20 protein-coding genes are annotated in these 21,096 nt (G+C 55.0%); 5 read left to right on the top strand and 15 right to left on the bottom strand.

All coding sequences use genetic code 11. From position 1 onward, the window contains the following. Positions 1 to 2: 2 nt before the first annotated feature. Entirely contained in the window at positions 3 to 1,283 is a 1,281-nt protein-coding gene (gene kbaZ / locus RCF31_RS03440; RefSeq protein WP_416412502.1) for a tagatose-bisphosphate aldolase subunit KbaZ, read from the bottom strand. Positions 1,284 to 1,531: 248 nt separating this feature from the next. On the opposite strand from kbaZ, the gene RCF31_RS03435 reads away from it, so the two are divergent. Then, positions 1,532 to 2,341 carry a DeoR family transcriptional regulator gene (locus RCF31_RS03435; RefSeq protein ID WP_299452958.1) on the top strand — a complete coding sequence of 270 codons (810 nt, stop codon included), beginning with the start codon at positions 1,532 to 1,534 and terminating at the stop codon, positions 2,339 to 2,341. Positions 2,342 to 2,374: 33 nt separating this feature from the next. Here RCF31_RS03435 and RCF31_RS03430 read toward each other — a convergent pair whose 3' ends face one another. From RCF31_RS03430 to RCF31_RS03400, 7 genes are all read right to left on the bottom strand, one after another. Then, positions 2,375 to 3,538, bottom strand: a complete 1,164-nt coding sequence (locus RCF31_RS03430; RefSeq protein WP_416412501.1) for a Gfo/Idh/MocA family protein — start codon at positions 3,536 to 3,538, stop codon at positions 2,375 to 2,377. A 20-nt stretch (positions 3,539 to 3,558) separates the two neighbouring features. After that, positions 3,559 to 4,329 (bottom strand): transcriptional repressor AgaR, encoded by a 771-nt coding sequence (agaR, locus tag RCF31_RS03425; protein WP_084874739.1) that lies wholly within the window; start codon positions 4,327 to 4,329, stop codon positions 3,559 to 3,561. Beyond that, positions 4,326 to 5,243 (bottom strand): ROK family protein, encoded by a 918-nt coding sequence (locus RCF31_RS03420; protein WP_299452968.1) that lies wholly within the window; start codon positions 5,241 to 5,243, stop codon positions 4,326 to 4,328. Before RCF31_RS03420 ends, agaR begins: the two co-directional genes overlap by 4 nt. Before the next feature lie 15 nt (positions 5,244 to 5,258). Further along, positions 5,259 to 6,383, bottom strand: a complete 1,125-nt coding sequence (locus tag RCF31_RS03415; protein WP_416412500.1) for an ABC transporter ATP-binding protein — start codon at positions 6,381 to 6,383, stop codon at positions 5,259 to 5,261. A gap of 26 nt (positions 6,384 to 6,409) precedes the next feature. Beyond that, positions 6,410 to 7,192, bottom strand: coding sequence for a carbohydrate ABC transporter permease (locus RCF31_RS03410; protein WP_299453206.1), 783 nt, complete (start codon positions 7,190 to 7,192; stop codon positions 6,410 to 6,412). Positions 7,193 to 7,290: 98 nt separating this feature from the next. Continuing rightward, positions 7,291 to 8,223: a carbohydrate ABC transporter permease gene (locus RCF31_RS03405; RefSeq protein WP_299452972.1), complete on the bottom strand. Its 933-nt coding sequence runs from the start codon at positions 8,221 to 8,223 to the stop codon at positions 7,291 to 7,293. A gap of 75 nt (positions 8,224 to 8,298) precedes the next feature. Then, positions 8,299 to 9,564 carry an ABC transporter substrate-binding protein gene (locus RCF31_RS03400; RefSeq protein WP_416412499.1) on the bottom strand — a complete coding sequence of 422 codons (1,266 nt, stop codon included), beginning with the start codon at positions 9,562 to 9,564 and terminating at the stop codon, positions 8,299 to 8,301. Positions 9,565 to 10,017: 453 nt separating this feature from the next. Here RCF31_RS03400 and RCF31_RS03395 point away from each other — a divergent pair, with 453 nt between their 5' ends. Then, complete coding sequence (locus RCF31_RS03395) at positions 10,018 to 11,688, top strand: DUF4091 domain-containing protein (RefSeq protein ID WP_416412498.1); 1,671 nt, start codon at positions 10,018 to 10,020, stop codon at positions 11,686 to 11,688. A gap of 63 nt (positions 11,689 to 11,751) precedes the next feature. Then, positions 11,752 to 12,372, top strand: coding sequence for a TetR/AcrR family transcriptional regulator (locus RCF31_RS03390; protein WP_416412497.1), 621 nt, complete (start codon positions 11,752 to 11,754; stop codon positions 12,370 to 12,372). A gap of 92 nt (positions 12,373 to 12,464) precedes the next feature. On the opposite strand, the gene RCF31_RS03385 is transcribed toward RCF31_RS03390, so the two are convergent. Continuing rightward, on the bottom strand, positions 12,465 to 13,082 hold the full coding sequence (locus tag RCF31_RS03385) for a DUF3313 domain-containing protein (protein ID WP_416413201.1): 618 nt from the start codon (positions 13,080 to 13,082) through the stop codon (positions 12,465 to 12,467). Between the two features lie 178 nt (positions 13,083 to 13,260). Between RCF31_RS03385 and RCF31_RS03380 the strand changes: the two genes are divergently transcribed. Next, the gene (locus tag RCF31_RS03380) at positions 13,261 to 13,629 is read left to right on the top strand and encodes a hypothetical protein (protein WP_416412496.1); all 369 of its coding nucleotides are present in this window, start codon (positions 13,261 to 13,263) and stop codon (positions 13,627 to 13,629) included. Between the two features lie 49 nt (positions 13,630 to 13,678). Here the strand turns inward: RCF31_RS03380 and RCF31_RS03375 are convergent, their stop codons facing one another. Next, on the bottom strand, positions 13,679 to 14,599 hold the full coding sequence (locus RCF31_RS03375) for a carbon-nitrogen hydrolase family protein (protein WP_416412495.1): 921 nt from the start codon (positions 14,597 to 14,599) through the stop codon (positions 13,679 to 13,681). Positions 14,600 to 14,694: 95 nt separating this feature from the next. On the opposite strand from RCF31_RS03375, the gene RCF31_RS03370 reads away from it, so the two are divergent. After that, positions 14,695 to 15,600 carry a LysR family transcriptional regulator gene (locus RCF31_RS03370; RefSeq protein ID WP_416412494.1) on the top strand — a complete coding sequence of 302 codons (906 nt, stop codon included), beginning with the start codon at positions 14,695 to 14,697 and terminating at the stop codon, positions 15,598 to 15,600. Positions 15,601 to 15,602: 2 nt separating this feature from the next. Here RCF31_RS03370 and RCF31_RS03365 read toward each other — a convergent pair whose 3' ends face one another. From RCF31_RS03365 to RCF31_RS03345, 5 genes are all read right to left on the bottom strand, one after another. Then, the gene (locus tag RCF31_RS03365; protein WP_416412493.1) at positions 15,603 to 16,850 is read right to left on the bottom strand and encodes an NAD(P)/FAD-dependent oxidoreductase; all 1,248 of its coding nucleotides are present in this window, start codon (positions 16,848 to 16,850) and stop codon (positions 15,603 to 15,605) included. A gap of 4 nt (positions 16,851 to 16,854) precedes the next feature. Continuing rightward, the gene (locus tag RCF31_RS03360; protein WP_416412492.1) at positions 16,855 to 17,202 is read right to left on the bottom strand and encodes a RidA family protein; all 348 of its coding nucleotides are present in this window, start codon (positions 17,200 to 17,202) and stop codon (positions 16,855 to 16,857) included. Positions 17,203 to 17,217: 15 nt separating this feature from the next. Further along, the gene (locus RCF31_RS03355; protein ID WP_416412491.1) at positions 17,218 to 18,717 is read right to left on the bottom strand and encodes an amidase; all 1,500 of its coding nucleotides are present in this window, start codon (positions 18,715 to 18,717) and stop codon (positions 17,218 to 17,220) included. Between the two features lie 4 nt (positions 18,718 to 18,721). Continuing rightward, a complete protein-coding gene (locus RCF31_RS03350; RefSeq protein ID WP_416412490.1) occupies positions 18,722 to 19,951 on the bottom strand; it encodes an MFS transporter in 1,230 nt (409 codons plus the stop codon). 200 nt (positions 19,952 to 20,151) lie between these two features. Then, on the bottom strand, positions 20,152 to 21,084 hold the full coding sequence (locus RCF31_RS03345) for a LysR family transcriptional regulator (RefSeq protein ID WP_313688060.1): 933 nt from the start codon (positions 21,082 to 21,084) through the stop codon (positions 20,152 to 20,154). Positions 21,085 to 21,096 lie beyond the last annotated feature (12 nt).

The raw sequence follows: 21,096 nt of genomic DNA, 5'->3' as shown, positions 1-21,096 counted from the left end.
CCTTAAGCAGGCTGGCAGGCACGGTGATACTGTTGCAGCACATCCTGAATATGATCGATTAACAATGCATGGGGAGTGGCAGGCAACTGACCCTGACGCACTTTGCTGTATTGCAGCGGCAGATACTGGCTGATGAGCGGCAGCGGGAGTGGGGTATCCGCCAGATTGCGGATCAGCACATTAAACGCATCGGCAATCTGCGCATCCGGCCAGTAGTAGCGCACCCGGTCCGAATAGCTAAAGCCGCGCGCCAGGCGGCGAGTGAAGCTATCGCCGTGATAATGACTTTGCCAGTAGCCGGGTTTGTCGAGCATCACATCCTCCAGCACGGTGCGCAGGTGGGAACAGGCTTTGGCACTGAGCAGTTCCTCTTCGATGCTGGCGAGGGAAAACAGCGCTTCGCGCAGGGCGAACGTTAACGCCGGGCCAACTTTCAAAATGGCGAAATGGTCGATAACCAGCTGGCGCAGGGACTCTGGCGTTTGATAGTCGGTGGAGTGGGCTTCGAACAGCGGTCGTCCGGCGGCTTCCGCCCACTGGCGCAGTTGCTGCGCTTTTTGTGGCTGATAATCAATGATATGCGTATGGTCAAACTCTACGCCAGGCTGCACCACCAGGCCGATAATGCGTGGCCATAGCTCAGACAGCCCCTGTTGTTCAAAGGCATGATGGTGCGCCAGCAGCGTGGCCTGCGCCGCTTCCGGCGTGGTGACGGCCAGCTCGGTCAGCGTTTCGTGAGCGCCACCGGGTACCGGGACTTCCGTGCCGATGACATACACCAGGTCACGGCAGCCGAAATGCTGCTGGCAGGTTTCCTCGGCAATCGCCGCCAGTCGCGCGGCGCGTTGCGCCACAATCGCATCGGTCAGCGGCACCGGATCATCGGCGCAGGACATGCTGCAATCGAGATGAATTTTCTTAAAGCCCGCCTGCACATAATGGGCAATCAACACCTCGGCATGTTGCATCGCCACCTCGGCAGCTTCCTTTTGCCAGCGATTAGGGCCGAGATGGTCGCCGCCGAGAATCAGCTGTTCACGCGGAAACTGGCAGGTATCCGCCAGCTGCCAGAGAAAATCACGAAAGTCTGCTGGCGTCATGCCGGTATAACCCCCGGTCTGATCCACCTGGTTGGAAGTGGCTTCGACCAGCAGCGGCTGCTGGCGATCGCGGGCAAAGCACAAAGCGGCCTCCAGCACTAACGGGTGCGCAGAGCAAACGGAAAAGAGTCCATTTTGCTCTCCTTGCTGATGACGGGTGATAATTTCAGTCAGTAGTTTCACTTTCGGCTCCACAGGATAAGATACCACCCATCAATCTTTCACAATCTTTCTTTTTTGCCGGGTGGCGATGGATGAAAACATAATGAAAGCTACCAGATGCGCAAAATGAAAGGCAAGGAAAAGATAACGTAAGTATGAAAAGCATTTTGCCTATGCGTATCTGATAGCAAAGGTTGCATTTGGCCGAAAGAAAGGTGTTAATAGCCCAATCGAAATAAAACGAAAGCAATGAATGGCAGGCTAACCTTATGCAGCATTCTGATAATCCGATGGAAAAAAGCGTGGCGGCGACCAGCGAGCGGCGTGAGCAGATTATTCAAAAATTACGCCAGCAAGGTAGCGTGCAGGTGAATGATCTCGCTGCGCTTTACGGGGTTTCCACGGTGACCATTCGTAACGATCTGGCGTTCCTGGAAAAGCAGTGTATTGCGGTACGCGTATACGGCGGAGCGCTGATCTGTGATAACGGCCAGGGAACGGCGGAGCCTTCGGTGAAAGACAAAAGTTCGCTGAATATTTCGGCGAAACGCAGCATCGCCAGCGTTGCTGCCGAGCTGATTAAACCGGGCCATCGGGTGATCCTTGATTCCGGCACCACCACCTTTGAGATTGCCCGCCATATGCGCCAGCATCAGAACGTCATCGCCATGACCAACGGGATGAACGTTGCCAACGCCCTGGTGGAAGCGGAAGGGGTGGAAGTGCTGATGACCGGCGGCCATTTGCGTCGCCAGTCGCTGTCATTTTATGGTGACCAGGCCGACCATTCGTTGCAGAACTACCATTTTGACCTGCTGTTTCTCGGCGTTGATGCTATCGATCTGGATCGCGGCATCAGCACCCATAACGAGGATGAAGCGCGCCTGAATCGCCGTATGTGCGAGGTGGCAGAACGCATCATCGTGGTCACCGACTCCAGCAAATTTAACCGTTCCAGCCTGCACAAAATCATCGATACCCAGCGTATCCATATGATCATCACCGATGACAGCATTCCGCAGAACAGCCTCGAAGGGCTGCGTCGGGCGGGGATTGAAGTGGTGCTGGTCAGCCAGTAAGCATCGCGGGCGCTGATACGCCCGCATCAAAATTCAGGCGGTTTGCGCCGGAGTGAGCAGCCGGTCAAGTTTCTCCCATACCGGCGCTAAATCCACCAGCTTACGCTGCTCACGGGCTTCATCCATCGCCAGCGCCAGAATCCCGGCTTCAATCGCATCCTGCGGCGAAACCGGCAGCGGACCGCCGTGCAGCACGTGGTCGATCACCTCACGCGCCATTTGTTCATCGGCACCGTAATGCTGCGACAGCGCGGTACGGGTGGCGTACTGCTTATCCACGGTTTTGCTGCCGCTCATCACATCATGTACCCACAGGAAACCACGAATAAAATCGCCTTCCGCCTGGCCGCGCGACCCCATGATGCAGAAACGGCGGAACTGGTCCGGTGCGTTGATGTTGGTATGGAAATTCATCGCTACGCCGTTGGCGTATTCGACAATGGCCACCTGGTGGTCAACGATGTCGCCATCACTGTCGAACACTTTGTCGTCTCCCAGCCAGCCAGACGGTTTCTGGTGAAACAGCGTCATATCATCCACCCCGTGTTGGCGCGGATCATTTTCCGGCACAAAATTACGCCGTCCGCCAAAGCTGGCAACGCGCATCGGTCGGGAACCAATCAGGCTGTTGTAGAGATCGAGGTCATGGCAGCATTTTTCCAGCATAAAGCTGCCGGAATAGCGTGAGTAGCGCCGCCAGTCGCGCATAAAAAAGGCCCCGTGGTACGGGTAGATATGTTCCGAGGCTTCTACCGAGACGATATGACCCAGTGAGCCGGACTGCCGTGCCTGCAACACATCGCGGTACATCGGCGCATAGCGCAGAACCAGGCCAATCAGCAACTGTTCCTGACCATACTGCGCCAGCAATTCCGCCAGCTGGTAACTTTGTTCAAGGCTTGCCACCACCGGCTTTTCGCAAAACACTTTCACGCCCGCTTCCAGCCCGACGCGGATATGCTCCAGGTGCAGGTGATTGGGAGAGCCAATCATTAACAGATCGAGCTGATGCGCCGCCAGCAGCGCCTCGGGCGTGTCATAGACATCACCGGCTGTGATGCCATGCTGTTGCAGGGTCGCCAGCCCGGCCGGGGCCGGATCGACGTAACCCACGATGGTGAAGTCTGGCAACAGGCTACTGAACACATGCCCGAGATAACCGAGACGGAACCCTAATCCAATAATGCCTACTTTCATGAAGCTATTCTCCCGCGGTATTAGCGATCGGCGATGATGATTTCGACGCCCATTTTTTCCAGGGCGCGCACGTACTGCTCGGATATGGCACTGTCGGTGACCAGCCGGTGGATACGCTCCACCTCGCGGATCAAACAGAAACTGGTGCGACCAAATTTGCTGGAGTCGGCCACGGCAATGATCTCGCGTGAGACATCACACATGGCGCGGTTAATCTGCGCCTCTCCCAGCTGGGGTGTGGTAATGCCGGAGGTCAGGTCAAAACCATCGACACCGAGAAACAGTTTGTCGAAACGGTACTGACGGATATGCTGCTCCGCCGTTGGGCCGTCGATTGACCAGGAAGCGCTGCGTACGTTGCCACCCAGCACCATTAAATGAATGTTTTCACGGCTCGCCAGTTCATAAGCGATGTTGATGGCGTTAGTCATCACCACCAAATCCTTCTGTTTGTCCAGATGCCGGGTCATCAGGCTGGTCGTGGAACCGGAATCGATAATCACCGCTTCCCCGTCATTGATCAGTGCGGCAGCCGCTTTGGCGATGGCGAATTTCACGTCGCGATTGATTTTGCCTTTGTCTTCCAGCGGTCGATCAAAGACAAACTGACGATTAAGTTGCGCACCGCCATAGCCACGAATCGCGCAGCCGCTTTTTTCCAGCCAGCGCAGGTCATTGCGGATAGTGACCGAGCTGACGTTGTACAGGGCGCTGAGATCTTCCACCCGCACCACGCCCTCGCGCCTTAGCTGCTCAATAATCGATTCACGGCGTTGCTCGGTATTGATCATAAAGACTCCTCCTGAACAGAGTTGAGTAGCGCAGCACCACGCACGCCGCTGCTGTCACCAAACACCGGTGGCAGAATCACCGCCGGTGGGCTGACGGCAAATAACCCTTCACGCATGGCATCCGGCAGGCGCGGATAGATTTCAGGAATGTTGGACAAACCGCCACCCAGTACAAAGGCGTCAATGTCCAACATCATCTGCAACCCTGCCAGCGCACTGGCGAGGATCGCGATAAACATGCTGAACAGCTGCTGGGCCAGCGGGTCCTGTTGCCGGAAACTGACCATCAACGCAGGCAGATCGCGGGCCGGATGACCAAAATGCTGGCTTAGCGCCAGCAGACCGCGTCCGGAAACATAACGTTCGTAGCAATCTTTCAGACCACAGTTACAGGCAAATGAGGGCAGCTGATAGCGCTGAATCAGGCGTGCAGGCACCGGTAAATGGCCCCATTCGCCCGCCATGCCATGCTTTCCGCTGAACAGTTGTTTATTCACCACCAGACCACCCCCTGCGCCGGTGCCGATGATCACGCCAAACACCACCGAATAATCCAGCGTTTGCGGCGAGTGTGCTTCGGATAGCGCAAAGCAGTGGCAATCATTGCCTATCGCCACCGGCCGGTTGAGCAGGGTTTCGATATCCCGCTTCAGGTTACGACCGGTAAGGCAGGGGACATTGGCCGATAACTGCTGCTGCGTGCGCGGATCGGTGATACCGGGCAGGCCGATGCCTACTTTTCCTTTGCCACCAAACTGCTGATCGGCCTCCAGGGTGAGTTCCACCAGGCAGTTGAGAAAGGCGGTGTAATCTTCCCCGGGGGTTGCCACCCGCTGGCGAAACAGCTGCTGCATCCTGTCGTCATAGGCGGCAATTTCAATTTTGGTTCCGCCGATATCAAATCCGTAACGCATAGGGTTGTCCTGGGATTAGAGGCCTGCCGGGCGCAGCACACGCCCATGGGTGATATCAAACAAATGAGCATGGTCCAGCGCCAGTTGCAGCCCGATGCGCTCGCCCGGTTGTGACGCCCAGCCAGGGGAAGAAGGGAAGCGCGCCACAAAATGGCGGCCTGCCACATCGCAATGCACGATCTCTTCATTGCCCATATGTTCGACCGTCTGCACCGTCGCCGGTAACGCCCCCGGCGCATCCGCCGTGGTGATCAGCACATGCTCCGGGCGGATACCGAGGCAGATTTGCGCTTCACTGTAGCCGTTCAGACGCGCCGCCACGCTGGCAGGCAGCACCAGCTTGCCGGCATCGTCAAATGACAAGGCAGGTTGGCCGTTATTCGTGGTAATAGTTACATCATGCAGGTTCATAGCCGGACTGCCGATAAACGCGGCCACGAATTTGTTTGCTGGCTGATGATAGAGGGTCACCGGCTTGTCCACCTGTTGAATCACGCCACGATCCAGCACGCAGATGCGATCGCCCATGGTCATGGCTTCCACCTGATCGTGGGTGACATAAATCATGGTTGAAGGTAAGCCTTCCGCTTTGAGTTGCTGATGCAGATTGATCAGTTGCAGGCGCATCGAGACACGCAATTTCGCATCGAGATTGGATAGCGGTTCATCAAACAAAAACACGCGCGGACGACGCACAATCGCACGCCCCAGCGCCACACGCTGGCACTGACCACCTGAAAGCTGACCTGGTTTTCGCTCCAGCAAATGGCTGATTTCCAGGTTCTCTGCCGCTTCGCGCACCCGGCGATCAATCTCCTCGCGGGGCATTTTGCCACTCAGGCTAAACGCCATGTTTTTATATACCGTCATATGCGGATACAACGCGTAGTTCTGGAACACCATTGCCACTTCCCGGTCTTTGGGTAGTACCTGATTGACGCACCGATTTTGAATCACGATTTCACCTGCACTGATGCTTTCCAGCCCGGCAATCATGCGCAGCAAGGTTGATTTTGCGCAGCCGGATGGCCCGACAAACACCATAAATTCACCTTCCTGAATCGAAAGCTCAATACCGTGCAGCGCCTGGAAGCCGTTGGGATAAATTTTCTTCACATCATGTAGTTGAATGCCAGACATAGCTGCTTCCTCATGTTGGGGGGCAATTACCCTTTAACTCCGGCGCTGGCGATTCCCTGGATGAAATAGCGCTGGAAAAAGATGAATAAAATCAGCATCGGCAGCACTGCCATCAGCGCGCCAGCCATTAGCATTGGATAGGGCACGCCTGCCCGGCTGGCGAGTGACGCCAGTCCCACCGGCAGGGTTAACTTATCGACGCTGGTATTAACGATTAATGGCCACATCAGGTTATTCCAGGCCCACAGGCCATTAATAATGATGCAGGCAATCAATCCCGGACGAATCAGCGGCAGCAGAATGCGCCAGAAAATCGCGAAATGGTTGTAGCCATCAAGCAATGCGGCTTCTTCCAGCTCGCGCGGTACGCCAAGGAAGAACTGTCTCAACAGAAAGGTGGCGTAAATACTGAAGATGCCGGGCAGGATCAGACCACTCAGGGTGTTTACCAGGCCGAGTTTCTGCACGATAAGAAACTGCGGAATCAGGAAGGCCTGGGCGGGCACCATCAGAATCGAGACGCACAACATAAACACTGTGTCGCGACCACGAAATGTCAGGCGCGAGAAGCCATAGGCGGCCATTGCCGCAATCAACATTTGCAGCGTGACGGTGAAAAAGGTGTAAAGAAACGAGTTGATATAAAAGGTGGTGAAGGGGATCTCAGTCAAAATACGGTGATAAGCCTGTAACGAAGGATGCTGAGGCAGAATCGCCAGCGGAATCTGGATGCTTTCCGGCTGGGTTTTCAGTGAGGTCAGCAACATCCAGATAAACGGCACCAGCGAGATTAGGCTTGCCAGCGTCATCAACGCGTACACCGTCAGACGGCGGATTTTTTCCTGATGCTGACGACGAAACCACGCCAGTTCTTCTGATTGGGGTAATGTGCTCATGGCGGATTTCCTCAGGTAACCTTGATTTTTTTACCAATAAACATCTGCACCAGGCTGATCACCAGGGTCACGAAAAACAGCATCACAGCGATGGCAGAGGCATAACCTTTTTCCTGTAAATAAAAGGCGTATTTATAGAACAGGAACGTCACCGTCATGGCATCACTTTCAATCATCGAACGGTCGAACATTAAAAAGATAACGTCGAAGATTTGTATCACTTCAATGAAACTCATGATCGACACGAAAAATAATGTCGGCAACATCAGCGGTAATGTAATAAAGAAGAAGCGGCGCAGGGTGCCAATGCCATCAATATCGGCGGCTTCATACACCTGACGGGGAATATTTTGTAATCCGGCCAGCAGGATAATGATTTTTAACGCCAGCGATGACCAGATGATAATGATGGAAACGCTGAGGTGCACCACTTTGGGATCGGAGAGCCAGTCAACCTGCGAAATACCAATAAATCCCAGCATATGGTTAACCAGACCAAAATCACCGTTAAACAGCCATTGCCACACCATCGCCACCGCTGCGGGCATGGTGATGGCAGGGAGAAAAAGCAGGGTGCGGAACAGCGTCTTACCGCGAATCGGCTGGTTCAGACCGATTGCCAGCAGCAGCGAAAGGGCAAGGCTGACCGGCACGCACACCACCACATAGAACAGGGTATTGAGCGTAGCGGTATAAAAATCATCATCCGTGAACAGGTCACGATAATTATCCAGACTGACCTCGGTCCAGTTCATAAACTGATTGAGATCGGTAAAGCTATAAAAAAATGTCTGGAGAAAAGGAATGAAATAAAATACCAGTAAGCCGATAACCAGCGGAGCGATCATTATCCAGCCCCAGAAACGCTCGGCTCGTTCCAGACTACTGACATTTTTTACCGTTTTCACGCGAGGGATAACGGTAGCAGGGGAGATATTTTCCATCTTTATCGGCTCCGAAGTGGCGCAATTTATCGTGCGGGAACGGATAGCAGCGCGATAAATCGCGCTGCTACAAAATTATTTTTCCATCACACGGCTGATTTTCTTCACCGACTTATCCATTTCTTCTTTGGCATCTGCGCCCATAAAGATTTTCTTCAGGCTGCTGATCCACATATTTTGCCACTTCGGTGTATTGGTCCCGGCGGTGGGGTAAGCGGTGGCGTGATCCAGTGCAGTCAGATAGGCGGTGACGTCAACCTGCTTCACATTGGCAGCCCAGGCTGGCATCGCCTGTTTGTTGGCCGGAATGACCGCGGCTGCCAACTCCTCCTGCGATGATTTCTGCGCCATAAAGGAGACATAACGCCAGGCAGCATCTTTATGTTTACCGTTGGCGTACAAGGCAAAGCCCAGACTGTGTGCCACACCGGCTTCTTTATCGATGCGCGGCATTTCAATCACGCCAATATGATCGTTAATTTGTGGGTTGCTGGCGAAGGGGGCCGCCTGCCAGGAACCGGCGTACACCATCGCAGCACGATTCGAGGTAAACACCGAGTCGGTTTTCAGTTCACTCATCTGATTGGCGGTCGGCAGCAGGCCATCTTTCATCATTTGCTGCAATTGCTGATACACCCAGATCGCGTTATCGCTGGCGATATCGGTCGGCTGGCCGTTGGTTGGTACGATATGCACACCTTTCTGATACAGCAGGTTCAGGTAGCTTTCCTGGCCGTCATTGCTGAGATCCATATACAGCGGGAAGGCGTCGCCTTTCAGTTTCGTTTTCAGCGCGGTGGCGGTGGTTTTCAGGTCATCCCAGGTCCAGCCTTTTTTCGGATAGCTGACACCGGCCTGATCAAACAGTTTTTTGTTGTACCAGACGGCAATCGCATCCACATCACGCGGGATAGCCAGCTGGTTGCCATCAAACTGGTAGGCTTTCACTGAACTGGCGACGATGTTGTTCAGATCGACCGATTTATCGTTCAGGTAGCCATTCAGCGGGGCCAGCACATGGTTCTGCGCATACTGGATAAAGTAGGGCATATTCACCCAAAAGATATCCGGTGCCACACCACCGGCGACGGCGGAATCCAGTTTGACGAAATACTGTGAAGCCGGTACCACTTCTATATCAATATTGATATCCGGGTTAGCCTTTTCGAATGACTGAGCAATTTTTTCCTCAGCAGGAAGTTGATTTCGATCCCAAATAGCGTAACGCAACGTTATTTTATCGGCTGCCTGGCTGAGTGCAGGAATTAAAAGTGCGACAGCTAATGTGATTCCGGAAATTACTGGCCTGATATGAGACTTATTGTTTTTTGCAGACAGCATGACACAACCCTCATCAATAAAAAGTATTTCGCTGGAAAGACCCGGTGTTGGTGAATGATTTTGTAAACCATCCGTAATCTGGCTGTCAACAACGAAAAAGTGTAAGTGTGAGTGGCGATTTTTCTTTCGATCTTTCGAAATCGAAAGGTTTTCGACAGGATTTTACGCATCATTTCGTAACACAAGCAGTGAAACGAAAGGATGGGCAGGCGGTAATGATCTAATTAGCAAGGCTTTTTTCTGCACGGATTGGCAGAGTTCATATGACATTAATAACGCTAATTAAAACTTAAGTCCTGACATTATTTCTGCCCGGCTTTCAGTGTTTGCAGGAAAATATTATGATTTGCGAGCTGCGTCATCTTATTTTCTTATTACCTTTTTTTTCTATTTTTTCTTTTCAGTATGCGTGCTATTAAATTGCCCAACTTCTGACGCTATAAGGGATGAACCATGACGTTACATCTGCGGCTGACTTCGTCGCTGGAAAAAATGTTCCACCAAAAAACAATTACCGATGTAAAGCAACTGACGACAGCCAGCATTCTTTCCAATGAAACATTTTCTTTTCAGGCGCAATATTTTCTGCCCTCGCAGGAACGTAAAACCCGCCGCACTTTGTCCTGGTCAGTGGAGAGTGAGTTGCTACCATGGTTGCAGCTGTATCAGGTCACCTCAGTACCGGGCCATCTGCCTTGTTACAACACCGTGGATGAACATTATCTGACCACCGAACCGGGCCTGTTTCCGGACCTGCTGATGCCGCTGACCACGCCTGCGCTGCAAATTACCTGCAACTATCAGGGGGCGCTGTGGCTCTGCCTGACACCTCCGGCCACCGGTTTGCCGCCGGGACAGCACAATATTACCCTGCGCTTGCAGGATAAAGAGGACAGCAGCCTGGTAAGCGAAAGCGCACTGACGCTGACGGTGTTACCTGATGCGCTGCCAGAGCAGCAGCTTTACCATACCGAATGGATTCATACCGATTGCCTGGCGAATTACTATCAGCTGCCGGTATTCAGTGAGGAGTACTGGCAGGCAGTGCGAAACTTTGTACAAAGCGCTGTGGCGCATGGCGTCAATATGATGTTGACCCCGCTGTTTACGCCGCCGCTCGATACCGCACCGGGTACGGTGCGCACTGAGGTGCAGCTGATTGATGTGGTGGATGATGGGCAAGGGGGTTACCGCTTTGGTTTTGAACGCCTGGCGCGCTGGGTGTCTTTATGCCGGGAAGAGGGGATACGTGACTTTGAGATCGCCCACTTTTTCACCCAATGGGGAGCCGCTCATGCGCCGCATGTGGCCGTGCAATTGCCGGACGGGAGCCAGGAAGCGCGTTTTGGTTGGCATACCGATGCGTTTGGCGAACAGTGGCGTCACTTTCTCACTGCTTTCCTGCCGCAGCTGACCGCCTGGTTTACTCAGCAGGGATTGCAGGATCGGGTGTGGTTCCATATTTCCGATGAGCCGACCGATCAGCATCTGGAAAACTATCGTAAAGCCAGCGACCTGCTGCGCCCGTTAATCTCCGGCTATCGCACGCTGGATGCCTTGTCCGATTACGATTTCTATCGACTCGGCCTGGTGGAGAAACCCGTGACCGCCTCTGATCATCTGGAGCCTTTTCTGGAGAATCAGGTGCCCGGCCAGTGGACCTACTATTGCTGCGCCCAGTATCTGGACGTTGCCAACCGTTTTATGGCGCAGCCGTCGGTGCGCAACCGTATCCTTGGGGTGCAGCTGTGGTTGTATCGCATTGAAGGTTTTTTACATTGGGGCTTTAACTTCTATAACAGCGAGCTGTCACGCGAAGCGATTGATCCCTTCGCGGTCACCGATGGCTTGCAGGCGTTTCCGGCAGGCGATCCTTTCCTGGTCTATCCTGGTAAAAACTTCACGCCTTTACCCTCGATTCGTCTGAAGGTGCTGCTGGAAGCGTTACAGGATCTGCGGGCGTTACAATTACTGGAAAGGTTGCAGGGGCGTGCAGCGGTAGAAACTTTAGTGGATGAGATGATGGGAATGCGTATCACCTTTAAGGTCTGGCCTGCTGATGCGGAGAAATTGCTGCGGCTGCGCCACGAGGTAAACCGGCGCATTGCCAGCAACAAGGCATAACCTTGCGGTTTAATGAACCGGGCGGTTTTGTTATGCTGCCCGTTCAGCCGCAAAGAGGATGTTATGCGCACACTTACCGATGAAAAAAGACAGGCCATTATGACCGCCGCCTCAGCCGTGTTTCAGGAACACGGCTACGAGCGGGCCTCAATGAATGAAGTTGCCCGCCGTGCCGGCGGTTCTAAGGCCACGTTATACAACTATTTTCCTTCCAAAGAAGCCCTGTTTGAGGCGGTAGTCAGAACTTACAGCACCCATTATCTGACCGAAGCCGCCGGGGATATTCTCAACGACGATGGCAGCGCACTCAGCTTGGAAAACAAACTCCACCGTTTTGGTAAAGGTATGCTGAGTGTGCTGATGAGCGACAGCCAGGCACTGCAACTTTATCGCGTGGTGGTCGGTGAAGCCGGTCATTCGGATATCGGCGCGTTGTTTTATGAATCCGGCGTGCGGGAAAGTATGGAAATGCTCTCCAGCCTGATGAAAAGCCATATGGAGCAGGGCGATCTGGCGGAAAATTGCCCGATGCTGCGCGCGCGCCAGTTTTCCGCGTTGCTGAAAGCCGAAGTGGATGAATTGCTGCTGAAAAAAGAGATGGGTACTTTTTCTGAAAGCCGCGTCACCGAGATGGTGGCAGCGGCAGTGAACCTGTTTCTGGCCGGAGCCTGCCGCCGTACGTAGATCTTGTTTGCTGTACGGACTCGTAGCGGCGCGATTTATCGCGTTGTTTGCAGAAAAACCCGCGCGCTAAATCGCGCCGCTACGTCAGGAGGTTACTGTAATTTTCGGAGCAGTTCCTCCGCGCCCTTATCAATGCCGGTTTCTGCTGCGCTGAGTGAGCCGAAGGTCGCGCCGATATTCATCGCGTTAGGATATTGTTCCGCGACGTAGGCCAGCAGCAGTTCACCGGTTTCGGCATCATGAATTTCAACCGCATAGTTCACGTAGCCGCTGAGCATACCGCGCCCGCCGCGAATTGACTGGACGATGTTATACGGCCCTCCGGCAAGGTCGAATTTAGTGACGGTCCCGGCAAACTGCGTAGTGGTATCGGCACCGGTCAGCGTCAGTTTAAGACGCAGCGTATTTGGGGAAGGGGACGTGGCGCTCTGAAAGCGCGTGGTTAACTCCTGACCAAACTTCTGTTGCATATAATCGGCGAGATGGCGGCGATCGGCTTGATCCATATCGTTAAACTGGCCGTCACTGCCCTGATAAATGCTGACCGGTTCAATGATGACCTTGCCATATTTCTTCCAGTCCACTGGCGCGCTGTAGCGAAAGGGGATTCTGTCGCTGTCATCCCCGGCGTTGGCGCTCAGCCGGGAAGATGACTCCAGCCCGGTGTATTTTACCGGCGCGGTACTGGAGCATCCGGTCACGCCCGCCATCAGGACCAGTCCCGTCAATCCCGCACAAATTCCCTTCAATGATTTCCCCACTGTCCGATCCTCTTAAAAAGTAAAAATGTGTATAAAAACGCTATAATTAAACTGTACGGTATAGTTATCTTGTTTTATGCTGTTTCTGTCAAGCAGATATTGCGGCAGGTTTCTGGGGGGACGGGGGATGCACAGAACGATCATCAGTGGTGAAAATGGCATATGCCGCAACGAGGCAGATTTATTACTGGCCGGAAACATGGCGCTTCCTTTGCGCTACGCCAGCTTGCCGTTAGGTAAAAGATTGAATCGATTAGGGCTGAGACTGGCACTGGCATCGCGTTGCCCGCCAGAAGTGGAAGAACAGGTGATGTGGGTCGTCAATGGCGCGATGCTAAAGGGTGAACTGCGCTACCGCAGGCCAGAAATCATGGTCACGACGTTTTTGCAGCTGCTTTATGAGTACCAGGTTAGCCGGGCGATGCCGTTACGTGCCGCCGTGCGCGCCGCCGTGAAACGGTTTATGGCGGAAAATGGGGGATTGCCGGTGTTGTAACGGTGCGATTTTTCGCACCGTTACCATGGCCCTGGTGTTGGCCGTTATCTTACTGGAAAGTCACGGTTTTTTTTGGTTTTTGGTCAACAGATAAAGAGAAAACATCCGGGCGGGCATAATGTCCAACCACATCAAAGTCATAGCGGGCGCGAATCAGTTCATCGGTATCAATCTGTGCACACAGCAACCCTTCGCTGCCGCGTAACGGGCCTGCCAGCACATCACCCAATGGACCGATAATGACGCTGCCACCCTGAATCAACGGACGCTGACTGTCCCAGCCGGGAATTTCAATGCCGAGTTCTGCCGGTGACGGCTGAATCTGGCAGGCGCTCAGAACAAAACAGCGTCCTTCATGGGCGATATGTCGCATTGAGGCCTGCCACACATCGCGCTCATCCACCGTTGGCGCGCACCAGATTTGTACGCCTTTGGCGTACATGGCGGTACGCAGCAGCGGCATATGATTTTCCCAGCAAATCGCGGCACCGATGCGCCCGGCTTTTGTGTCCAGCACCGGCAGGGTGGAACCGTCGCCCTGACCCCAGATCAAACGTTCGGTGCCGGTTGGCATCAGTTTGCGATGTTTCGCCGCCAGTCCGGTTTCGGGTTCGAAAAATAACGCGCTGCAATATAAGGTACTGCCTTCGCGTTCAATCACACCAATCACTAACGCCGCCTGGGTTCTGCGTGCCAGTTCCGCCAGCGCCTCGGTTTCTTTGCCTGGCACATCAATGGCGTTGGCATAGTATTCTGCCCAGGTTTCCCGTCCTTCTGGCAGACGATAACCCAGCTGAGTACCGAAGGTTTCACCTTTGGGATAGCCGCCGAGCAGGGCTTCAGGCATCACCACCAGACGGGCGCCGCTGGCCATGATCTGCTCTTCATAAGACAGAATCTTTTCTAAGGTTTGTGCTTTGCCTGCAGGGGCGGAGCCCATTTGCAGCACCGCCACAGTTGAGAATGACATGGTTGATTACCTGTTACGGAAAATGTGAATTGCAGGTATACCTTAGTATAGTAATATGAATCAATCCTCGTTCCTGTATATCAGATATAAATGAAATGAATATCGAATCGCTCGATCTCAATCTCTTCAAAGTGTTTGAAGCCCTGTATGAAGAAGGCAGTGCCAGCAGGGCAGCTTTGCGGTTAGGGATAACCCAATCAGCAGCGAGTGCTGCGCTGGGCCGCTTGAGAAAAATCTATGGCGACCCGCTTTTTGAGCGTACCGGCCGCGGTCTGCGTCCGAGTCGTCGCGCCGAGGAGTTAAAACCGATTGTCAGTGAAGCGCTGGATCGCTGTCGCCAGAGTCTTTCACTGGCGCAGCTGGATCAGGCCGCGTTCGATGGCCGCAGCGTGGTGCTGGGCTGGTCTGATGATTATGAAATCGCGCTGGCGCGCAAACTGATTAATCGCGTGGCGCAGGAATATCCAGGACTGCGGCTGATATTCCGGCAAATTCACAGTCGGATTGCCGCCGGAATGCTGATGAACCGCATGGTCGATTTGGCGGTCACCTCGGGGAGCGGCCACTCAGCGGCGCTGAGCAAAGAGTTAGTGGGGGTGAATGACTACGCCTGCGTAGTGGATTTTGTGCCGACCACGCCGGAACTGACTATCGATGACTACAACACGCTGCAACATATTCTGATTTCATCAGGGGGCATGGTGGGGATTGTCGATGAAGCGCTGGCTGAACTGGGGCTGAAACGCACGGTTGAAGCTGCCGCAACGCACTTCTCGGCCGTACCCTGGCTGATTAAAGGTTCACGGTCAATTGTGACGCTGCCCAGCCATGCCGCCCACGCGATGGCGGAGATGTTCGATTTACACCTGTTGCGTTGCCCGATTGAATTACCAGAATATTCGGTAGAACTGGCCTGGCGAGCCGACAGTCTCAGGGACCCGGCAGTCGCCGGGGTGAGGAATATTTTGCGTGAGTTGTTGAAAGTGATGTGCAAACCGTAACGTTAAAAACGTCGTGACGGGCTAAACGCCTCCATCGCAATGCTGCTGCGCTCGCCGTGCATCATTTCGGCCAGCAACATTCCGGTGGCCGGGCCGAGGGTAAATCCCTGATGACCATGACCAAACGCGCACCACATGCCCGGCTGACCGGGGACCGCCCCGATCACCGGCTTCATATCCGGCATACAGGGACGGGCACCTTTCCAGGGCTCGGCTTCTACGGCTGCGCCCAGCGGCACCAGCTGGCGCGCGACCTGTTCCACCGCCTTAAGTTGAACAGGAGTGGCAGGTGCATCAATATCGGCCAGTTCCGCCCCGGTGGTGATGCGTAACCCGCGCGCCATCGGAGCAATCAGGTAGCCCCGTTCTTCATCCAGCATCCAGTGACGCGGCGTAGCGCCTGGCACCGGCTGGAAATGCTGATGGTAGCCACGTTTCACAAACAACGGCGGACGATAGCCAAAATCACCGGTCAGCTGCGAACTCCAGGGACCGAGCGCCACCACCACCTGACGTGCCTGCACCCATTCGTCGTTCCGGGTTTGCACCTGCCAGCCGCCGTCCGCCGTCGGGCGCAGCGTCTGGGCGTTGCCCTGATACCAGGCGGCTCCGCGAGTCAGCAACAACGCCGCATAGGCTTTTACCAGCTCGCCGGGATCACGCACCGTCAGTGGGTCACTCCAGTAAACCGCGCCGCTCAGCTGCGTGCGTAACGCCGGTTCAGTAGCCTGTAACTGGGCCGCGTCCAGCTTGCGATGATTCACCCCCATCGCCAGCAGTTTGTCGGCATCGGCAAAGGCTGCATCACGTTGTTTATCCCTGCGAAACAGCATCAACCAGCCACGTTCACCGAGTAAATGGCGGGCATTCGCCGCATCCAGCAGCGCCTCATGGGTATCAATCGACAGGGCGATCAACGAAGCATAGGCCGCTGCAATCGGGGCATAAGCCTGCGGTGCCGAATTGGCGTAGTAGCGCAGCAGCGGCGAGGCAAGGGAAGGTAGCGCGCGCGGGTGATAACGCACATCCAGCCGACGGTTACCCGCCACGCTCAGCAGCGTACTGAGTTCACGCGGAAAGGCGTAAGGATTGACCGCCTCGCGCTGGATAATACCCGCATTGCCATACGAGGTTTCTTCGCCAGGGTCGCGCCGGTCCAGCAGCGCGACATCATAACCACGCTGCTGCAGATGCAGGGCGCAGCTCACCCCAACCATCCCGGCTCCCAGCACTAACACATCATGCGCCATCGCTTTACTCCGCAGTGGTTTTTTGCGCGACCACGGTGATCTCCAGCAACGCCTCCTGCAACACCAGGCCCGCCAGCACTGTGGTTCTCACCGGCAAAGGATCCCTGAACCATTTGGCATACGCCTGATTAAACGGGGCGAACAAATCGGCGTCGGTGAGATACACGGTACAGGAGAAGATATCTGCCAGGGTGCAACCCTGTTCTGCCAGCGTGGCTTGAATGGTCTGCATCACGCGTTCGGTCTGACGGCTGACTTCTGCCGCCAGCGTGCCATCTTCTTCAAATCCAATCACACCCGAGAGCCATACCTGATCACCGACCAGACGCACTTTGGAAAAAGGTAAATTCATGTTGTCCTCGTTCGTTTACTGACCTAAAGGGAGATAAAAATCCGCCATGCTGGCGATGGGCGGTGCCTGGCGCAGCGCGGCAATGTCCGGCTGCGGGCGTGCCAGTTGCGGATGCTGGCTAAATTTCTGCTCCAGCGCTTTTGCCACCCGCAGCACGCCAGTGTCGTCACCACGCTTGCCGATGATCTGCAAACCAAACGGCATGCCCTGCGCATCCCGCCCCAGGGGTAAGGAAAGGGAAGGCAGCCCGGCCAGCGAGGTAACATACGCCAGCGCCAGCCAGTGATAATAGGTACGTGTCGGCTGGCCGTTGATTTCACGTGGATAAAGTTCGGTCCACGGACGTGGGCTGATGGTGACCGCCGGTGACACCATATAATCATAGTCGTGAAAAAACGCTTCCCAGCGCCGATACAGCTGGGTTTGTAAATCCAGTCCGCGTGCAATATCCAGTGCGCTGTAGCGCAAGCCTTCTTCAATATTCATGCGCACGTTTTCACCGACTGACTGCGGATGCTGCTGATACAGTTCACGCGTAGCGGTGAGGAACAACAGCGATCGCAGGGTTTCGAAGGCTTCATTCGCCCCCTGACAATCCGGCGTCGCCTGTTCAGCGCTGGCGAACAGCGGGGCGATATGCTGCATTTTGCCGTGAAAGCAATCCACCACACCTTGCTCGGTCGGGGCGAAGCCGAAGTCGTGGCTCCACGCCAGGCGTTGCGAGGAGAGGTCCATCGCTGCCAGCGGAAAGAACTCCTGCGGCTGGCGCAACTGGCGTCCCGGCACCACATGTGACAGCGGATCGCGCGCATCTTCTCCCTGAATCACGCTGAACATTAAGGCGGCGTCATCCACCGTGCGTCCCATCGGACCCAGAGTGGAAATTTGCAACCACGCGCAGCCGCGTTTTTCTGCCGGGATAAGACCCGCCGTCGGGCGGAAACCGACCACGCCGTTAAAGGCCGCCGGATTACGCAGCGAACCGCCGGTATCGGAACCGGTCGCCAGCGACACCATGCCGCAGGCCAGTGCCGCCGCAGATCCGCCAGAGGATCCTGCGGCGGAACGGCTGGGATCAAACGGGTTACCGGTGGTGCCATACACCGCGTTGCGGGAATTCCCTCCGGCACCCCATTCCGGCACGTTGGTTTTGCCGACAACGTTCGCGCCCGCTGCGCGCAGCACCGCCACCAGCCGCTCATCCTGCTGTGGCACGTTGTTGCGTTTTGCCACGCTGCCGTAGGTGGTCGGCAAGCCGGCGGCGTCGATCATATCCTTCACGCCGAGCGGTAAACCGTGTAACGGGCCGAGTGGTTCGCCGCGCAGCACCGCATTATCCTGCTGTTTGGCGACGGCGCGTGCCGCAGCAAAATCGCAGGCCACCAGCGCATTCACCGCCGGATTAACCTGTTCAATCCGGTTGATGCAGCTTTCCAGCAGCTCACTCGGGGCGATGCTCTTTTCTCCAATCAGACGGCGGGCTTCAGTCGCCGGGAGATCACATAACGTATCCATCGCATCATCCTTCTTTGGTTAATGATTTCAGCGGGGGCACCGCCGCTGTGCCGGTTTTTTCCGTGCGGATGGTCAGGCTCATCAGGGTTGAGAACGCGGCGGCCCCCATCAGGAACAGGAACGCGGAGCCAAAGCTGAAGTGTTGCACCATCAGACCAATCGCCAGCGGGGCAATAAAGCCCGCCGCCTGGCCACCAAAGTTGATCACACCAATACCGGAACCCACCATACGCGGCGCGAGGATTTTGGTCGGCAGTGCCACGGCCACCGCCAGCACAAACGATTTAAAGAAATAGGTGAATGCCTGCGCCACAATCACGCCGGTCAGCGTTTCTGCGCGGTACATGCAACCGATGGAGATGGCGGTAAACAGGGCGCTGAACAGCAGCATCAGGTTTTCCCGGCCATTAAAGAATTTCACCATCACCCAGCCGCCGATGGCGGTTGCGATCCCGGCCATCAGATAGGGGATCGGCAGCAGCACGCCGACGGCTTTCAGGTCGAGGTGACGCTCGGTCATCAGATAAACCGGCATCCAGGAATCCAGCCCTTTGTTGATTAGGCTCAGGCCAAACCACACCGCCGCGATCTTCCACAGCAGCGGATGTTTCATGACGCTTTTCACGTCCTGCAAATTAATACGTTGCCGCTGTTCGTTGTCACTGGCCGGGGTGTTGCGTACTGTCAGGCTATATATCAGTACAAACACCAATCCCAAAATCCCAATTAGCATAAAGGTGTGACGCCAGTGGAAATGCAGCAGCAGTGGGGCAATTAACAGCGGGGCGAGCATGCTGCCGATATAATTTGATGACACCAGCAGCGAGGTAATTTTAGGTTTCTGTTCCGTGCGGTAATTTTCCGCCGCATTCTTAATGGCTGCCGAGGGGAACGCGCCTTCACCCAGACCGAACAACAGGCGGATAAATAACAATGACGCCAGCGACCATGCCAGGCCGGTAAGTAGGGTGAACAATGACCAAAAACCGATCGCCATAATCACCACTGACTTCGCGCCAAAGCGGTCGGCGAGCCAGCCACCCGGCAACTGCATCAGCCAGAAGCCAAAATAGAACACGCTTAACACCAGGCCGAGTTCGGCGGGGCTGAGGTGCATTTCCGCCGTCAGCGCCGGTGCGCCCATGCTCAGCACCACGCGATCAATAAAGGCGATACACCAGGCGATATACAGCAAAATAACCACCCAATGCCGGTAAAACGATGAAGGTTGCATGGCAGTTCCTTATTAGCCGGAGGATTAAATTTCTCAGCAGAAATTCATCCTGCCATGCGCTCAGGGTTATCACCATTTCAACTTTTTCACGTTATCCATAGCAAAACGGCAAAGATCACGTTGTGATAAGGCATTATTATTTCGCGCCATCATAAACGACGAAAAAGGGATCGATTCAGGTGTTGGGTAATAAGCGAATATTATGATGTGACAGCGGAAATAAACGGCGTGGACTCCATTTCACGAATAAAATGGTCAATAAACGCCGTCACTGCTTTGGGTAAGCTGCGGCCCGCCAGCGTATTCAGTTCGATATTGATGCCGTGCAGATCCTGTCCCACCAGCGGGACGGCGCACAAATTATGTGCACGAATATATTCCCGCACCGTCATTTCGGACGCCACCACCACGCCCTGTTCGTAGCGCACAAAGGCCAGCAACGCACTGATGGAGTTGGTGACAAACACCGGAGAAATGACGATCCCCTGACGGCTACAGCAGGCATCGAACAGGCGGCGCAACATAATTGGCCGTTCCGGCAGCCCGAGAGGATAGCCACTCAGCTGCGAAAGCTGTAAACCGCTGCGCCGGGCAAGCACATGTTCGGGCGGCATCACCGCCACCAGACGGGACTGCAAACGCCAGGCGACATGAATATTCTCCTCGGGAATCTGGCTGAAAGTCAGCCCGAGGTCACTTTCCCCTTCACGCAGCCGACGCACCACTTCTTCGGCATGGGTGACATGCAGGCGAAAATGGATATCGGGATAATGACGACGAAAGGAGGCGATCATCATCGGTAAAAAATCGACGCTGAAGCCAGCCGAACTGTCGATGCGAACTTCACCTTTCCGCAGCCCGCTCAGTTCAGCCAGTTCATGCACCACCTTTTCACTTTCCAGCTGGGTGCGGATCGCCCAGGCCGCCAGCAACTCCCCGGCGGCGGTAGGGATCATCCCTTCCTTACGCCGTTCGAACAGGGTTTCCCCCAGCCGATCTTCCAGGCCGCTAATCTGACGGCTGATAGCGGAGGCGGCAACATTCAGTTTCTGTGCCGCCAGGCTGAGTGAGCCTGAGCGAACCACTTCCAGAAAGTAGCGGACGGCATTTTCCTGCAGGTGGCGTGCTTTCATACTCAGCCTTTT

The sequence above is a fragment of the Pantoea sp. App145 genome, from assembly GCF_047947045.1.
Classification (GTDB): domain Bacteria; phylum Pseudomonadota; class Gammaproteobacteria; order Enterobacterales; family Enterobacteriaceae; genus Pantoea.
This window is presented reverse-complemented; position numbering and strand designations above follow the sequence as displayed.

What these genes read in the sequence shown, in the direction of transcription:
- RCF31_RS03370 (WP_416412494.1), top strand. Translation starts at nt 14,695, where the DNA reads ATGAATATCGAATCGCTCGATCTCAATCTCTTCAAAGTGTTTGAAGCC.
- RCF31_RS03410 (WP_299453206.1), bottom strand. Translation starts at nt 7,192, where the DNA reads ATGACGCTGGCAAGCCTAATCTCGCTGGTGCCGTTTATCTGGATGTTG.
- RCF31_RS03385 (WP_416413201.1), bottom strand. Translation starts at nt 13,082, where the DNA reads ATGGCGGGCGTGACCGGATGCTCCAGTACCGCGCCGGTAAAATACACC.
- RCF31_RS03375 (WP_416412495.1), bottom strand. Translation starts at nt 14,599, where the DNA reads ATGTCATTCTCAACTGTGGCGGTGCTGCAAATGGGCTCCGCCCCTGCA.
- RCF31_RS03435 (WP_299452958.1), top strand. Translation starts at nt 1,532, where the DNA reads ATGCAGCATTCTGATAATCCGATGGAAAAAAGCGTGGCGGCGACCAGC.
- RCF31_RS03350 (WP_416412490.1), bottom strand. Translation starts at nt 19,951, where the DNA reads ATGCAACCTTCATCGTTTTACCGGCATTGGGTGGTTATTTTGCTGTAT.
- RCF31_RS03400 (WP_416412499.1), bottom strand. Translation starts at nt 9,564, where the DNA reads ATGCTGTCTGCAAAAAACAATAAGTCTCATATCAGGCCAGTAATTTCC.
- RCF31_RS03415 (WP_416412500.1), bottom strand. Translation starts at nt 6,383, where the DNA reads ATGTCTGGCATTCAACTACATGATGTGAAGAAAATTTATCCCAACGGC.
- RCF31_RS03365 (WP_416412493.1), bottom strand. Translation starts at nt 16,850, where the DNA reads ATGGCGCATGATGTGTTAGTGCTGGGAGCCGGGATGGTTGGGGTGAGC.
- RCF31_RS03345 (WP_313688060.1), bottom strand. Translation starts at nt 21,084, where the DNA reads ATGAAAGCACGCCACCTGCAGGAAAATGCCGTCCGCTACTTTCTGGAA.
- agaR (WP_084874739.1), bottom strand. Translation starts at nt 4,329, where the DNA reads ATGATCAATACCGAGCAACGCCGTGAATCGATTATTGAGCAGCTAAGG.
- RCF31_RS03380 (WP_416412496.1), top strand. Translation starts at nt 13,261, where the DNA reads ATGCACAGAACGATCATCAGTGGTGAAAATGGCATATGCCGCAACGAG.
- RCF31_RS03395 (WP_416412498.1), top strand. Translation starts at nt 10,018, where the DNA reads ATGACGTTACATCTGCGGCTGACTTCGTCGCTGGAAAAAATGTTCCAC.
- RCF31_RS03405 (WP_299452972.1), bottom strand. Translation starts at nt 8,223, where the DNA reads ATGGAAAATATCTCCCCTGCTACCGTTATCCCTCGCGTGAAAACGGTA.
- RCF31_RS03420 (WP_299452968.1), bottom strand. Translation starts at nt 5,243, where the DNA reads ATGCGTTACGGATTTGATATCGGCGGAACCAAAATTGAAATTGCCGCC.
- RCF31_RS03430 (WP_416412501.1), bottom strand. Translation starts at nt 3,538, where the DNA reads ATGAAAGTAGGCATTATTGGATTAGGGTTCCGTCTCGGTTATCTCGGG.
- RCF31_RS03360 (WP_416412492.1), bottom strand. Translation starts at nt 17,202, where the DNA reads ATGAATTTACCTTTTTCCAAAGTGCGTCTGGTCGGTGATCAGGTATGG.
- RCF31_RS03390 (WP_416412497.1), top strand. Translation starts at nt 11,752, where the DNA reads ATGCGCACACTTACCGATGAAAAAAGACAGGCCATTATGACCGCCGCC.
- RCF31_RS03355 (WP_416412491.1), bottom strand. Translation starts at nt 18,717, where the DNA reads ATGGATACGTTATGTGATCTCCCGGCGACTGAAGCCCGCCGTCTGATT.